Origin of the sequence: Pedobacter sp. (assembly GCF_045628745.1) — a bacterium.
Taxonomy (GTDB): Bacteria; Bacteroidota; Bacteroidia; order Sphingobacteriales; family Sphingobacteriaceae; genus Pedobacter.
On the sequence record NZ_JAZQPU010000119.1, the window covers coordinates 1 to 15415 of the forward strand.

Genomic DNA, 15415 nt, shown 5'->3' on the forward strand with positions numbered 1-15415 from the left:
ATCAGGTTTACCGGTATGCGTGTTAAACAACATGATGGGGGTCAACTACAGGGCATAGGCATCCAGCCAGATGTTTTTGTAGAAGAAACTATCCAAGGAATTAAGGAAGGACGGGATGAATACCTGGAAAAAGCTATGGAAATTATAAAAAACTAACATGTTGGGCAATAAAAATCCAGTATTTGACCCCAAACAATTCCGTAATACTACTGTTTTGAGGTAGATATTTCATGGTACTTTTGTAGTATAGGAAATGGCATTCTTGGTATGTGTTATACTAAAGAATTAAAATACATCATTTTTATGAAGAGAATCTTATTGATTGACGACGATATAGATTTATTAGAGATACTTTCTGTAGCGTTGGCATATGTTGGCTTTGATGTTAAAACGAGTAACCATACAGATGACATCCATTCATTGGTTACCACTCACCAACCAGACCTGGTGATTATCGATTATATTATGGAGGGTGCAAACGGCGGTGAAATGTGTTCTGCTTTAAAAAATAGCGAGGCAACCAGAAATTTACCAGTTATTATTTTATCAGCTTATGATAAGGTGATCAAATCGCTGGGCAACTATGGTTGTGATGCTTTTATTTCTAAACCATTTGACTTACAAGATTTAATACATAGAATGAAACTTATGCTCTCAAATCCCCCAGCAATAGCAAGATACTAGTACCCACCAAACACTAACTAATGCTATTGTAGCAAATTCCTGTACCGATTATTGATAAGATTACCGGTACAGGTTATTTTACAAGGAGTCGCTATCGTCCTCCTCATCATCCTCATCCAGGTCGTCAAGGTCATCCAGCGCGGTGAGCTCATCATCATCATCTGTATCTAAATCATCTGCTGAATCAGAACTAATGTCATCGTCATCAAGACCATAATTGTCATCATCTAAATCGGTATCTTCATCTGTATCATCCAGGTCAGCATCACCATTCCCTTCACTCTGGCTAACAGGGCCATCGGTGGCTAAAGAGGTGTCATCCCATTCTTTTTCATTTTGCTCCTGAGGGTTTACTTTATTGATATCCTGAACCGGGTTTTCTCCGAAATTTTGATTTTGATTTTCCATAATACAAATATTTATTTTACAACAGCTGTGGTGTGCTTTGGTTTCGGTTTTTTAAAATTAAGTTATTGACCATATTAAAACATTTTTACATTGAGGTTATATTCAGGTACCAATCTTGTTTATCAATATTCTATTGTATATTCCACAAATTATTTATGAATGGCCTTTTTGGACAATGTATTAGAACCACCTGCATACGGCTGGGCAGACCATAATGGAAAGCTTATTAAACCTACAGCAGCACAGATTTTTAAAGAGTTTTTTAGACGACTAAATGTTTTTCGGGACCGCAAAAACTGGCTTCCTTTCTTTAGCTGGATCAGGGTAATTATTTTAGCCCCTTTATTTTTCCTCTTTTTATTTAAATTTTTCAGCCTTAGCTTATTTCTTGTCTTTTTTGTTTACAGCATGATTGCTATGGGTACCCACGGCACCATCTGGCATCACCGTTATTGTACGCATGGTGCTTATACTTTTAAGAATAGTTTCTGGAAAGTGTTGACACAAAACCTCACTATCAGCATGATTCCTGAAGAAATTTATGTCATCTCACACCATGTACACCATGCCAGGTCAGATCAGCCGGGCGATCCTTATAATGCTTCTGCAGGTTTTTTATATTGCTTTCTGGCCGATGTTAATCACCAGCCTATAGCTAAAAACCTATCTAGAGAAGATTATGCAAAGGCTGTGGGCCTGATGAAACATACTGGCGTAAGCACCAATAGTTTTCGCGCTTATCAAAAATGGGGTTCCATTACCAACCCTATTATAGCCATTTTAAGCTGTATGTTGAACTGGGCTTTCTGGTTTACCTGTTTCTACCTGATTGGTGGTTTTGCCCTTGTTTGTACCATATTTGGCGCAGCAGCTTTTTGGGCCGTTGGTGTCCGTACTTTTAATTATGAAGGACATGGCAAAGGACAGGACAAAAGAAAACAAGGCACAGATTTCAACCGTAAGGACATGTCTATTAACCAGCTTTGGCCGGGTATTGTTGCCGGCGAATGGCATAACAACCATCATCTTTACCCCAAAAGTGCGCGTACAGGTTTTTTGAACTATCAGATTGACTTTGCCTGGTACTATATCTGGTCTTTGCATAAACTAAGGGTGGTGAGCTCTATTCATGATTCTAAACAAGAATTTCATACCCGATTTGCTACACCATACCGCGAACGTAATAAAAACAACAAATAAAATAATCCCTCTTGCCTAAAGGTAAGATAAACTTCAAATGAGAAAAGCAGTGTATATCTTTTTTACAATCGTCATCGTTCTGGTCATCGGAACTTACCTCTTCCTACAACAAGAAACCTTTGGTGCAAAGCCAAGTGGTAAACGTTTGGAGCTGATTAAAAAATCTAAAAATTACAGAGATGGGAAGTTTCAAAATTCAAGTCCTACGCCTACTTTAACAGAAGGCTATAGTTACACCTCTGTATTTTACAACTTTTTCTTTAAGAGCTCAAAAAATCAGTCACCCAAGGATAGCATTCCCTCTGTTAAAACAGATTTAAAAGCACTACCTCCACAGGCTAATGTACTGATTTGGTTTGGTCATTCGTCTTACCTCATGCAGGTAGAAGGAAAAACCTTTCTGGTAGATCCAGTATTGAGTGGCTATGCTTCGCCCATAAAAATGATGAATAAGGCTTTTATTGGCACAACCAAATATCAAGTAGAAGATTTGCCTGCAATTGATTACCTGCTGATCAGTCATGATCATTATGACCATTTAGATTTTGAAACCATTAAAAAGCTGCAGCCCAAAGTTGGTCAGGTGATCTGTCCTTTAGGTGTAGGTGCTCATTTCGAAAAATGGGGATATCCAGCAGCACACATTATAGAAAAAGATTGGGGTGATGCAATAGATTTAGCCAACCAGATCCGCATTTATTTGACGCCAGCACGTCATTTTTCTGGCAGAGGCCTTTCTGCCAATAACACCTTGTGGACTTCCTATGTATTAGAAACTCCCCTTAGAAAAATCTTTATTGGTGGCGATAGTGGTTATGATAAACATTTTGCTGCAATAGGTGAAAAATTTGGAAGCTTCGATTTAGCCATATTAGAAAACGGTCAATACAATGAGGCATGGAGCTATATTCATACTTTGCCAGAAGAGTTTTTTAAGGTAGCAAAAGATTTAAAAGCCAAACGCGTGTTGCCTGTACATGCTGGTAAATTTAACTTAGGTGGTCATGCCTGGGATGAGCCTTACAAGAAGTTAGCGGTATACAATACTAACCATCTGCCGCTGGTTACACCAATAATTGGAGAAATTGTGGATCTGGACAACGATAAACAGGTTTTTAGCAATTGGTGGGAAGCTATTGCAGCTCATAAAGAAGCCAATTAACATTTTATTAGCCTGACAACCAATAAGGATAGCAATTATTCAATTTAAAAATTTGTAGAATTGATCTGTATTCGTACTTTTGCGCCGGAGAGTTGGCAGAGTGGTCGATTGCGGCAGTCTTGAAAACTGTTGACTGTTAAAGGTCCGCGGGTTCGAATCCCCCACTCTCCGCTGATTATTCATAAAATCAAGTAAAAAGCCCTGGATCTTCGGATTTAGGGCTTTTTTATTTCACTACATAACATGGCGGCCTAACCTCCATTATTCTGGCAACGTAAAATAAAATACAGATCCTTTACCTTCTTCGCTCTCCACCCATATTGCTCCCTGGTGGCGTTCCACAATTTCTGCACAAAGGTATAAGCCTATTCCAAAACCTGACACCGTTTTCAAAGGGCTGTTCTCTACGCGGTAAAAGCGGCTAAATAGTTTTTCACTGTCCTTTTTTGAAATCCCCACCCCCTCATCTCTCACTCCAATTTTCACCATACCTTCTTCAGACTCGCAAGTTATTTTAACCGTTGTTCCACGATCAGAATATTTAATGGCATTACTTAGCAAATTATTGATGACCTGACCAATTTTTTCACGGTCGGCATACACAGACAAAGGTTTACAGTCATTATACAAGATCGTATGGGTTTTGTCAGTAAGGGCAACCTCCTCAATAATTTCATTAACCAGCACATCAATTTTAAAATATTCTTTAGAAAGGTTGAGCTTGCCAGCTTCCAGCCTGGATAGGTCAAGAAAGCTCCTGATCATATTGTTCATTTTATTAACCTGGCCATCAATTTTGGAGAGCGATTTTACGGTAAAGGCATCTCCACTTTGCTTTGCTTTAAAGGCCATCAGCTGCACATATGCTTTTAAAGAAGTAAGCGGCGTTTTGAGTTCATGGCTCACCATAGCGATGAAATCATTTTTCCTGATTTCATCCTGCTTTTGCTCCGTGGTATCCATTAAAACACCTGAAAACCGGTACGGATTACCCTCATTGTCACGGTATATTCTACCTGTAGCATGCATCCAGCGCAATTTACGATCTCGGTTGCGGGTAATAGAAAACTCTAAATTGAAATGTTCACCATAGGAAACAGAAGTCTTAATCGCCCTCAGCAACATATATCTATATTCTTCTGTGACTTGCGACAGAAGCAATTGGGAGTTGATCCTTTCATTTGGTCTATAGCCAAACAGCTCTTTAAGCCTTGGTGAGATGGACAGCCTTTTACTCATGGGATCAAAATGCCAGGTGCCTAGATTTGCTGACTCTATAGCAATCCTTAACATTTCTTCGGCACGCTCCGTTTTTAGCCTGTTTTCTACCCTTTCGGTAATATCTTCCGCACCAACAATTACGCCAACCACATTTTTTTCAGGATCCAGCATAGGATCATAGAAGAGGCTAACATATTTCTTCTTTATCCCCTCAAAGGTATGGTAATAAAATACTTCTTCGTTGGTCGCATAAGACGTGCCCGATTCCATTACCCTTCTTAAGTGTTCAGGAAAAGGTTGTCCTACAAGTTCAGGTAATATTTTAAGCAGAGGCAGACCTAAAACCTGCTCTTTTGTTTTCTCCCACAATTTAAGTAATGGATCATTGGCAATTTCTACTACCCAATTTTTGCCTTTGATAACCAATAAAGCATAGTGTGCATTCATCACCACACTTTTAAAGCTGGCCACACTTTCTTCCAGCTGTTGTTTAACCAACACCAATGGGGTTACTTCTGTAGCCACCATCATGATGCCTGTAGTGATGCCAAGCGCATTTTTAAGTGGCTGATAGACAAAATTAAAATAAGTAGTTTCCAACTGGCTATTGCGAATAAGCAGCACTTTTGCTTCGTTGCCAACCAGGGCTTCACCCCAGGTATATACATCATCCAGCATTTTAAGAATGGGCTGACCTTGTAATTCAGGTATGGCAAGCGCTAAGGGTAAGTTCAGGATAGCATCAGATTTGCCGAGCAATTCTAGCATCATGTTATTTGCCGACTCTACGATTAATTCTTTGCCGCGAAGGATACAGATCCCTACAGGGGCCTGGTCAATTAATTGCATGAAATAATTGCGGTTTACCTTTTCTTCGACCTTTCTATGGTCATGATCAATATCTATTACGGTGTATAAAAGGTAGTTAACTTTTTGCGATTGATTAAGGATTGGCGTGATTTCTACAGAAACATACTTGCCCGGTAAAAGGCTGGCAGGTTTTAGGAGAAAAGAACTAATATATGCTTTTTGTTTGTGTGATAAAATACCTTCAAAGATATCTCTTGTGGAAGGATGGAAAAGGGCTGATGGGAGGTCGGCTAATTCTTTACCTATCATTTCCTCTCTTTGAAAACCAGAAATAGCCAGAAAATCATCGCCTGCTGAAATTACCTCAAACGAGGAACCCAGCACTTTAAACACAAGACCCTGGTGTGTTTTCTCTAAAAACACACGAAACAGGGCATTCTCTCTATCATTCATTGCTCAGTTTATCTTCGACAATTAATTTTAATTCTGCTACTTCAAAAGGTTTTTCCAGGAAAACATCATAGCCAAAGTTTTCAGTTTGGTAGATGAACCTAGGAAAGGCAGACAATAGCATTACCGGGATATGATGGTATTTATTACTGTTCTTTATTCTTTTACATAACTCACCACCATTCGTTCCGTTGAGGTTGTAATCCAGAATAACGAGATTAGGCTGGTGCTGTTCCAGGAGATCGAAGATGTCATCGGTTCCGGAATAAAAATGGATATCATAATCATCTTCAGAAAAAATATCGTGAAAAACCTCACCTAAATCCTCATCATCGTCAATAATTAATAAGCACTTTTTCATACCATGTTCTTGTAACGGCAAACAAATAGTTAATTGGAGTTATTAATTAGAACAACAAAGCGAGTTACAAATTGTTTGAATGCTGAAATGTGACAATATATTCGCTATTTACATAAGGTTTACTGCTGATTAATTTGTTATTTTGAACATTAATAAAAAGATTTACTTAATCACAAATAAATGCCAAGCAACCAGGACAAAGAAATGATGAACATCTTATCAATAGATATAGGTGGTTCGAATATTAAAGCCTGCCTGTTAAGTCCATCGGGTACAGCGTTATCAGAATACACAAAGCTACCTACCCCTACAAAATCTACACCGGAAGCAGTACTCGTGGTTATTAAACAATTAGCCGCTACCATGGGAGAATTTGGCCATATTTCTGTTGGTTTCCCTGGTTATGTTAAACGCGGTGTAGTCTATACGGCACCCAACCTTGCAAAAGGGAAATGGCAAAATATAGAATTTGCACAAATGGTGAGCGATTTAATTGGTAAACCTGTGCGTTTAATTAATGATGCCGATCAGCAAGGTTTAGGCCTGGCAGATGGTAAGGGCTTTGAAATTGTGGTCACTTTTGGAACCGGCTTTGGCACCGCTTTTCTTTTTGATGGTGAGCTGCTGCCACACTTTGAACTTGCACACATGCCTATCACCAATACTAAAGATTATGACGACTATGTTGGCGATAAAGCTATCAAAAAATTAGGCGTAAAAGAATGGAATGAACGTGTAGAAAGAGTAATAGCTATCTATAAAAACGTTTTTAACTACGATAACCTCTACCTTGGCGGTGGAAATGCAAAACTGATAGACCTTAAATTAGAAGATAACGTTAAAATTGTCTCCAACCGTGATGGGATAAAAGGTGGCGCTAAGTTATGGAAAGCAGCAGAAAAATATGACCTGGTTACGATGTATCCAAAAAATGCTTTTTAAATAAGAAATATAGTAAATGAAATTATGATCAGCTTTGCTAGTTAAAAACAGCAACAACTTAGCTGATAAGAGCTTCATCAACGATAAAATAAACACTAATGAAAAAATATACTTTAGGAATGATTGGCCTGGGTACCATGGGTCGCAATTTATTATTGAACATGGCAGACCATGGTTTCTCAGTAACAGGTTACGATAAGGACCCGAAAATGCTGAAGACACTTGAGGAAGTTGGTCAAAAGCATAATTTAAAGGGATTCAGTTCCCTGGAGGATTTTATTCAAAGCCTGGAGTTGCCACGCAGAATTGTATTATTGGTTCCTGCAGGTGCCATAGTTGACAGTGTGATTAAAGAACTTGAGCCTTTGCTGGATCAGGGAGATATCATTATTGACAGTGGAAATTCTCATTTCACCGATACCAGCCGTAGAGCTACTGAGCTTTCTAAAAAAGGACTTCACTTCTTTGGCATGGGAATTTCTGGTGGCGAAGAAGGCGCAAGGTTTGGCCCAAGCATGATGCCTGGTGGCGATAAAACAGCCTATGCTGCAATGAAAGACATTTTGGAAGCCATTGCTGCTAAAGTTAATGGAGAACCTTGTGTTACTTATATTGGCCCCGGTGCTTCTGGTCACTTTGTTAAAATGGTGCACAACGGTATAGAATATGCCATGATGCAGCTGTTGGCAGAAAGCTACGACATTATGAAGAACGGATTAGGCTATTCTAATGAGCAAATTCAACAGCTTTTTGACAAATGGAATAAAGGTCGCCTGCAATCATTTTTAATGGAAGTAACCGCCTCTATCTTTACCTTCGTTGACGAAAAAACCGGCAACCTCATGGTGGATATGGTTAAAGATGAAGCCAAATCAAAAGGTACAGGCAAATGGACCTCACAAGTGTCAATGGATTTACAATTGCCTATTCCTACCATTAACGAAGCCGTAAGCTCCAGAGACCTTTCTAAATTTAAAAAATTAAGAGTTGCCCTTGCTGAAGCTTTTCCTCATGAAATCAATATTCCGGAAAACCACCAGGAATTTGAAGCTCAAATGGAACAGGCGCTATACTTTGCTATGATTTCTTCGTATGCTCAAGGATTGCACCTTTTATGGCAAGCGTCTAACACTTACAGCTATGAATTGGATCTTCAGGAAATTGCGAAAATCTGGCGCGGAGGCTGTATCATCAGAGCTGAACTGCTGGAAGATATTTACCAGGCCTATAAAGCCAATCCTGCATTGGAGCACCTTTACATGGATGCCAATATTCAAGATAAGCTGAGCGAAACCATCTCCGGACTGAGAAAGATCATGAACGTTGCCGTAAACAATGGTTTACCGGTTACGGCTTTTGCTTCTACCCTCACCTATTTTGATTCTTTAAGAACTAAAAACCTACCATCAAACTTAATACAGGCACAAAGAGATTTCTTTGGCGCACATACTTTTGAACGTACAGATGAGGAAGGAATTTTCCACGCCATCTGGAACCAAATTACCTTGTAAGACCATACTATGAAAACATTGATCAGTCTTAAATCTACCATATTTGTTATTTTTGGTGGTACTGGAGATCTTAATTTGCGCAAACTAGCGCCTGCTTTATATAATCTCTACGCTGATGGCTATATGCCTGAGAAATTTGCCATCATTGGCACAGCACGAAAAGAACTTGATGATCAGAAATACCGCGATCTTATCCTGGAGGGCGTCAACAGCTTTTCAAGAACCGGAAAAGCGGTAAAAGAAAAGTGGAGTAAATTTACAGATAATGTACATTACACACCTGTAGATGTTTCAGCGCCGAAAACATTCGAAGGGCTGAGGGATAAAATTGAAGCGTTCAAAACTGAATTCGGAAAAGATACACAGGTCATTTATTACCTTGCTGTAGCACCAGACCTCTTTCCGCTGATTGCCAAATGCATTTCTGATTATAAACTTGCCGGCGATGAAGATACCTGCAGAATAGTTATTGAAAAACCTTTTGGACGTGATTTAGATACGGCACGTGAATTAAATCAATTGCTGACCAGCATTTTTACAGAGAAACAAATCTATAGAATTGATCATTACCTGGGTAAAGAAACAGTACAAAACATCATGGCTTTCCGTTTTGCCAATTCTTTCCTGGAGCCACTATGGAACAGAACTTATATTGACCACATTCAGATTTCCGTTACGGAGCAGCTGGGTGTTGGCGATCGCGGTGGTTATTATGAAGGTGCTGGTGCTTTGAGAGACATGATTCAAAACCATTTATTGCAGCTGTTATGCTTAATTGGAATGGAAACACCGATTAATTTTGATGCCGACGAGATCAGAAACAAGAAAGTAGATGTATTGAAAGCCATGCGTGCATTTGGTCCTGAAGATATTCGTTTAAGCACCGTTAGAGGTCAATACACTAAAGGTTGGGTAGAAGGTAAAGAAGTGCCTGGTTATAGGCATGAAACTGGTGTTGCTCCGGATTCAAATACAGAAACCTTTGCAGCCATTAAATTCTTTGTCGACAACTGGCGCTGGCAAGGGATCCCGTTTTATGTACGTACAGGAAAACGCTTATTTCAGACTTCATCTTTAATCACCATTCAGTTTAAAGATGTGCCACACCATATTTTCCCTTCTGCGGTTACAGAACACTGGCAACAAAACCGTTTGATCATCAGCATTCAGCCTGAAATGAGCATCCGTTTGCAGGTGCAAGGAAAAAGACCAGGTTTAGACATGGTATTAAATCCTGTAGATATGGTTTTTGATTACAAAGGAACTTATACCTCTGATACCCCTGAAGCTTACGAAACGTTATTGCTTGATGCCATGACGGGTGACCAGACGCAGTTTATGCGTGCTGACCAGGTGGAGAGTGCATGGGAACTGTTAATGCCAGTGATCAACGCTTGGGAAAGCAAAAAGTCTATCAGCTTCCCTAATTATACCGCTGATTCATGGGGCCCTGAAGATGCCGAAGCCCTGATTGCAAGAGATGGCTTCCATTGGTTTACCTTACCCTTAAATAAAGATTAGCAATAAGCTTAAAGAGCAAAAAAAATGAATTTACTGATATATAAAACTAAAGATCAGCTGCTTACCGATCTTGCACTTTACATTATTAAGTTAGCTAATAAAGCTATTGCGGAACATGATTGTTTCAACTTTGTACTTACTGGTGGCAATTCCCCAAAAGAGCTGTATCACCTGTTGGCTACACGTTACAAAACGGAAATCGACTGGACTAAAGTGTACTTTTTCTTTGGCGATGAACGCAATGTTTTACCTGGCCATGAAAGTTATAATGGCACCATGGCTAAGGAAAGCTTGCTTGATCCGCTGAATATCCCTGCAGAACAGATCTTTTATGTAGACACTACCTTAGCGCCGGAGAAAGCGGCTATAGAATATAAAAAAGCAATTGACAGGCATTTTCAATCGGCCGATTTAAATTTTGACCTTATCTTATTAGGCATGGGTGATGATGCACATACAGCATCACTTTTCCCTGAAACAGACATCCTCAGAAATAAAGAGGCAAATATTGATGCTGTTTATGTAGATAAACTTTCTACCTACCGCATTAGTTTTACAGCACCCCTGATTAATAAAGCAAAAAACATTGCTTTTCTGGTATTCGGTGAAAGTAAAGCTAAAGCGGTGAAGAATGTAATTGAGGCTGAAGAAAATAATCCAACTTTATATCCTACACAGTTAATTAACCCCATTGATGGTCATGTTACCTGGTTCTTAGATGAGCAGGCAGCGGCCTTACTGGATAATTAAATAAGCAAACAAAATGTGTACACTGCCTGTTTGTAGTGTACACATTTTGCTTGCTATGCTTCTTCAGAATAACGTTATCATAGCAGGTGGTGGCCTTGCTGGATTAATTGCCGCCATCCACCTTTCAAAAGCAGGTGTAAAAGTCACCCTTTTTGAAAAACATCCTTTCCCGCAACATAAAGTCTGTGGCGAATACATCTCTAATGAAGTATTGCCCTACCTGCAATCTTTAGGTGCCGATCCTTCAGTTCTACACCCTAATTCAATTTACAAGTTTCAATTTTCTACTTCTTCAGGCAAAAGTATGGAGGCAAAACTTCCTTTAGGCGGCTTCGGTTTAAGCCGTTATGCTTTTGACAACTTTCTAATGAAAAAGGCCATCAGCGAAGGTTGTGAAATTATTCAAGATACAGTTTTGACTATTGATTTCATTGACCATGAATTTCTGGTGACTACCGGGGCAAATGGTATTTTAAAGGCCCCATTGGTTTTAGGTGCCTATGGTAAAAGAACAGCCCTGGACCATCAGCTGCAGAGGCACTTTATGAACCAGGCATCGCCATGGCTAGCAGTAAAAGCGCACTATACGGGCGAATTTGATGAACACCTGGTGGCCCTTCATCATTTTAAAGGCGGCTATTGCGGGGTATCGAAAGTAGAAAATGACCTGATCAACATTTGTTACCTCTGTGATTATGCCACCTTCAAGAAATATCGCAATTTAAACGAATTTCAGCAGCAGGTTCTTTATCAGAATGAACATTTGCAAACGCTTTTTGAAAGTTCTAAAATAGTATTTGAACAGCCCCTGACCATTGCTCAATTGAACTTTCAGAAAAAAGAAGTCGTAAAAAACCATGTACTCATGATTGGTGATACCGCAGGACTGATACACCCACTGTGTGGTAACGGTATGAGCATGGCCATCCACAGCGCAAAGCTCAGTGCAGAACAGGTGCTGTTGTTTTTAAAAGGCAACACAAGAGCAAGCATGGAAAGCCAGTACAAGCAGTTATGGCAATTTCATTTTAAGCAGCGGCTGCAGATGGGACATATTTTGTCAGGCCTGTTGCGTAAAGAAAAATTGGCCACTATAATGACCTCAACTTTAGCTAACTTCCCTTTTATATTACCGCAACTCATCAAAAAAACACATGGACACTACTTTTAGAAGCGAGGAGCCCGAACTGATGGATAACTTTGCCATGGAAGGCGAAGTGCTGCGCGATGCCCTTGATAAAATAGCTTCCATCAACAAACTGCTCGGCGGCAATAAAGTTACCTTGCAAGGTGTTCAATATTTATTAAAAGAAAGTCAACTACAAACTGTAAAAATCCTCGATGTAGGTTGCGGTAATGGTGATATGTTGCGTAGCCTGGCAGAATATGCCTTGAAAAAGGGCTTACACTTTGAGCTTTATGGCATTGATGCTAATCCATTTACCATCAGCCATGCACAGCATTTATCTACAGCTTACCCTAACCTCCATTTTATTTGTAAAGATATCTTTCAACAGCAGCACAGCAGTGACAAATACGATATCATTTTATGTACCCTCACCCTGCATCATTTCAAGGATGATGAAATACTTAAGCTGCTCCAATATTTTAAGCAGCAGAGCACACTCGGTTTTGTCATCAATGACCTGCATAGAAGTGCCCTTGCCTACTATTTATTCAAGGCACTGTGTTTTGTGTTCCGGTTAAACTACATGTCGCGGGATGACGGGCTGATTTCTATCCTCCGGGGCTTCAAAAGAGAAGACTTTTTATTATTTTCAAAGCAACTTCATTTCAAACACTTCCTGTTAAAGTGGAAATGGGCATTCAGGTACCAATGGATCGTTACAACTTATGGTTAAAATAAAAGCAGTCAACAAGGCAATACCTGAATTTTCGCGGCGTACAGCAGAGATCTTACCCTTTCTGGACAGCTGGCTACATGGGCAGGAAGATCGTTTTGTGCGGAAAGTGAAAATGATATTTGAAAACGCTGCGGTAGACCAGCGTTATTCCTTTATGTCGCCCGAAGAGGTCTTTTCCTCCATAACCTTTGAGGAGCGCAACAACATCTATATCAGCGAAGGGATAAAATTAGGCACACAATGCTTAAGGGGGGCTTTGCAAAAAGCATCATGGTTACCCTCAACTATTGACATTCTGATTACGGTAAGCTGCACAGGAATCATGATACCCTCTTTAGATGCTTACCTCATCAACAACTTGAAAATGAGAGAGGATGTGCTGCGGCTGCCGGTAACAGAAATGGGCTGCGCTGCAGGTGTTTCAGGAATGATCTATGCCAAAAACTTTCTGCAGGCCAACCCCGGAAAACGTGCTGCAGTGGTGGCTGTAGAATCTCCTACGGCTACGTTCCAGCTGGAAGACTTTTCCATGGCCAATATAGTCAGTGCCGCTATTTTTGGTGATGGAGTAGCTTGTGTATTGCTCTCTTCCTGTGAGGAAGATGAAGGTCCAGCAATCATTGACCAGGGCATGTATCATTTTTTCGATGCTACCCATACAATGGGATTCAATTTAACCAATAAAGGCTTAAAAATGGTATTGGACATTGATGTGCCAGATAAAATTACCCAACATTTCCCTGCCATCATCAATCCTTTTCTGGAAAGAAACAACCTGGGCATCGAGGATATTGACCACCTGATTTTTCATCCCGGAGGTAAAAAAATTGTACAGGTGGTAGAATCTTTATTCGGTATCTACGGAAAAAACATCGACGATACAAAAGAAGTGTTACGTTTGTATGGAAATATGTCCAGCGCAACGATATTATATGTACTAGAGCGCTTTATGAACAAGAAAATCAACAAGGGCGAAAAAGGACTAATGTTGAGCTTCGGACCTGGATTTTCGGCACAGCGCCTCCTGTTACAATGGTAAACAAAAACAAAATGATGATGACAGCAAATGAAATTATAGAAAAATTACCTTACAGCTACCCCTTTTTATTTGTTGATGAGCTTTTGCACATCGACGAGAATAGCAGCACTGGCACCTTCACCTACAGCAAAGACCTTGATTTTTACAAGGGCCATTTCAAAGACCATCCGGTTACACCTGGGGTAATTTTAACGGAGACCATGGCACAGATTGGTTTAGTTTGTTTGGGTATTTTTCTGAGTGGCAATGTTGATGATGGCAGCACAAGCCATGTGATGCTCACTTCTACAGCTATAGATTTTATGAAGCCTGTATTCCCGGGTGAGCAAGTGAAAGTAACAGCAGAGAAAGTATACTTCAGGTTTAAAAAGCTGCACTGTAATGTACAAATGCAAAATGCTGCCGGAGAAGTGGTTTGTAAAGGCACGATCTCAGGCATGGTAACAAAAAAATTAAATGGCTAGCAGGGTTGTCATTACCGGACTAGGTGTAACCGCTCCGAATGGAGTAGGTGTTCCTCAATTTTTAGAGGCCATCAAAAATGGCGAGTCGGGTATTGAGCACCAGGAGCAGTTGGAGCAAATGAGGTTTTCCTGTCAGGTGGCAGGAAAACCAAAACTTTCAACGGAACTGATTGAAAAATACTTCAGCCCCCTGGAGTTGCGTAACTTTAACAGCACAGGCATTTTATACGGTGTCATTGCTGGCATGGAAGCCTGGCAAGATGCTGGCCTACCCCTACCTACGGGAGAAGAGCCCGACTGGGACAGTGGAACCATCTTCGGAACGGGAACTTCAGGCATCGAAAAATTCAGAGAAGCAATTTATAAAATTGACCAGCAAGATTTGCGTAAACTGGGCAGTAGTGTAGTCATACAAACCATGGCCAGCGGCATTAGTGCTTACCTGGGTGGTAAATTAGGTCTTGGCAACCAGGTAAGCACAAATTCTTCAGCCTGCGCCACGGGCACTGAAGCTATTTTGATGGCTTATGAGCGTATAAAGTCAGGCCAGGCGTTAAGAATGCTTGCCGGCAGTACCAGCGATAGTGGCCCTTATATATGGGCAGGTTTCGATGCCATGAAAGTATGTACCTTTAAACATAACCAGGAGGCCAAAAAAGGATCGCGGCCGATGAGTGCAAGCGCCAGTGGATTTGTGCCTGGAAGTGGTGCCGGGGCTTTATTATTAGAATCTTTAGAAAGTGCCCTGGCGCGTGGCACCTATATTTATGCAGAGCTGCTGGGTGGGCATGTCAATTCCGGGGGACAAAGAGGCCGGGGCAGTATGACTGCACCAAACACCCTCGCTGTGCAAAAATGCATCCTTAAAGCCTTACAAAATGCAGGAGTGGAAGCTAAAGATGTAGATGCAATTAACGGCCATTTAACAGCCACTACAATGGACAGCAGTGAAATTAACAATTGGGTAACTGCATTAGGCAGAAATGGTAAAGATTTTCCTTATATTAATACTCTTAAAGGCATGACA

The 15415-nt window shown here is 40.4% G+C and carries 15 protein-coding genes and 1 tRNA gene; 13 read left to right on the forward strand and 3 right to left on the reverse strand.

Going from position 1 to position 15415, the window contains the following annotated elements; genetic code table 11:
- Nucleotides 1-303: 303 nt before the first annotated feature.
- A complete protein-coding gene (locus ACR2F7_RS05085; protein WP_432712507.1) occupies nucleotides 304-684 on the forward strand; it encodes a response regulator in 381 nt (126 codons plus the stop codon).
- A gap of 78 nt (nucleotides 685-762) precedes the next feature.
- Here ACR2F7_RS05085 and ACR2F7_RS05090 read toward each other — a convergent pair whose 3' ends face one another.
- Nucleotides 763-1092, reverse strand: a complete 330-nt coding sequence (locus ACR2F7_RS05090) for a hypothetical protein (protein WP_432712508.1) — start codon at nucleotides 1090-1092, stop codon at nucleotides 763-765.
- A 159-nt stretch (nucleotides 1093-1251) separates the two neighbouring features.
- Between ACR2F7_RS05090 and ACR2F7_RS05095 the strand changes: the two genes are divergently transcribed.
- From ACR2F7_RS05095 to ACR2F7_RS05105, 3 genes are all read left to right on the forward strand, one after another.
- The gene (locus ACR2F7_RS05095) at nucleotides 1252-2292 is read left to right on the forward strand and encodes a fatty acid desaturase (RefSeq protein ID WP_432712509.1); all 1041 of its coding nucleotides are present in this window, start codon (nucleotides 1252-1254) and stop codon (nucleotides 2290-2292) included.
- A 37-nt stretch (nucleotides 2293-2329) separates the two neighbouring features.
- A complete protein-coding gene (locus tag ACR2F7_RS05100; RefSeq protein ID WP_432712510.1) occupies nucleotides 2330-3454 on the forward strand; it encodes an MBL fold metallo-hydrolase in 1125 nt (374 codons plus the stop codon).
- A gap of 86 nt (nucleotides 3455-3540) precedes the next feature.
- A tRNA-Ser gene (locus ACR2F7_RS05105) sits at nucleotides 3541-3625 on the forward strand.
- 90 nt (nucleotides 3626-3715) lie between these two features.
- On the opposite strand, the gene ACR2F7_RS05110 is transcribed toward ACR2F7_RS05105, so the two are convergent.
- Both ACR2F7_RS05110 and ACR2F7_RS05115 read right to left on the reverse strand, forming a co-directional pair.
- Nucleotides 3716-5938 carry an ATP-binding protein gene (locus ACR2F7_RS05110; protein ID WP_432712511.1) on the reverse strand — a complete coding sequence of 741 codons (2223 nt, stop codon included), beginning with the start codon at nucleotides 5936-5938 and terminating at the stop codon, nucleotides 3716-3718.
- A complete protein-coding gene (locus ACR2F7_RS05115) occupies nucleotides 5931-6296 on the reverse strand; it encodes a response regulator (protein ID WP_432712512.1) in 366 nt (121 codons plus the stop codon). Before ACR2F7_RS05115 ends, ACR2F7_RS05110 begins: the two co-directional genes overlap by 8 nt.
- A 180-nt stretch (nucleotides 6297-6476) precedes the next feature.
- On the opposite strand from ACR2F7_RS05115, the gene ACR2F7_RS05120 reads away from it, so the two are divergent.
- The 9 genes from ACR2F7_RS05120 to ACR2F7_RS05160 form a co-directional block, all read left to right on the forward strand.
- Nucleotides 6477-7238 (forward strand): ROK family protein, encoded by a 762-nt coding sequence (locus ACR2F7_RS05120; protein ID WP_432712513.1) that lies wholly within the window; start codon nucleotides 6477-6479, stop codon nucleotides 7236-7238.
- 98 nt (nucleotides 7239-7336) lie between these two features.
- The gene (gene gndA / locus ACR2F7_RS05125; RefSeq protein ID WP_432712514.1) at nucleotides 7337-8749 is read left to right on the forward strand and encodes an NADP-dependent phosphogluconate dehydrogenase; all 1413 of its coding nucleotides are present in this window, start codon (nucleotides 7337-7339) and stop codon (nucleotides 8747-8749) included.
- 9 nt (nucleotides 8750-8758) lie between these two features.
- Nucleotides 8759-10270 carry a glucose-6-phosphate dehydrogenase gene (gene zwf, locus ACR2F7_RS05130; protein WP_432712515.1) on the forward strand — a complete coding sequence of 504 codons (1512 nt, stop codon included), beginning with the start codon at nucleotides 8759-8761 and terminating at the stop codon, nucleotides 10268-10270.
- A 24-nt stretch (nucleotides 10271-10294) separates the two neighbouring features.
- Nucleotides 10295-11020 (forward strand): 6-phosphogluconolactonase, encoded by a 726-nt coding sequence (gene pgl, locus ACR2F7_RS05135; protein ID WP_432712516.1) that lies wholly within the window; start codon nucleotides 10295-10297, stop codon nucleotides 11018-11020.
- Nucleotides 11021-11033: 13 nt separating this feature from the next.
- Complete coding sequence (locus ACR2F7_RS05140) at nucleotides 11034-12191, forward strand: NAD(P)/FAD-dependent oxidoreductase (RefSeq protein WP_432712517.1); 1158 nt, start codon at nucleotides 11034-11036, stop codon at nucleotides 12189-12191.
- Nucleotides 12175-12882 carry a methyltransferase domain-containing protein gene (locus tag ACR2F7_RS05145; protein ID WP_432712518.1) on the forward strand — a complete coding sequence of 236 codons (708 nt, stop codon included), beginning with the start codon at nucleotides 12175-12177 and terminating at the stop codon, nucleotides 12880-12882. The genes ACR2F7_RS05140 and ACR2F7_RS05145 overlap by 17 nt, the downstream gene beginning before the upstream one ends.
- Nucleotides 12875-13924: a type III polyketide synthase gene (locus ACR2F7_RS05150; RefSeq protein WP_432712519.1), complete on the forward strand. Its 1050-nt coding sequence runs from the start codon at nucleotides 12875-12877 to the stop codon at nucleotides 13922-13924. The genes ACR2F7_RS05145 and ACR2F7_RS05150 overlap by 8 nt, the downstream gene beginning before the upstream one ends.
- An 11-nt stretch (nucleotides 13925-13935) precedes the next feature.
- Nucleotides 13936-14388: a 3-hydroxyacyl-ACP dehydratase FabZ family protein gene (locus ACR2F7_RS05155; protein WP_432712520.1), complete on the forward strand. Its 453-nt coding sequence runs from the start codon at nucleotides 13936-13938 to the stop codon at nucleotides 14386-14388.
- A partial coding sequence (locus ACR2F7_RS05160) for a beta-ketoacyl-[acyl-carrier-protein] synthase family protein (protein ID WP_432712521.1) occupies nucleotides 14381-15415 on the forward strand: 1035 nt, incomplete at its 3' end. The genes ACR2F7_RS05155 and ACR2F7_RS05160, both read left to right, overlap by 8 nt.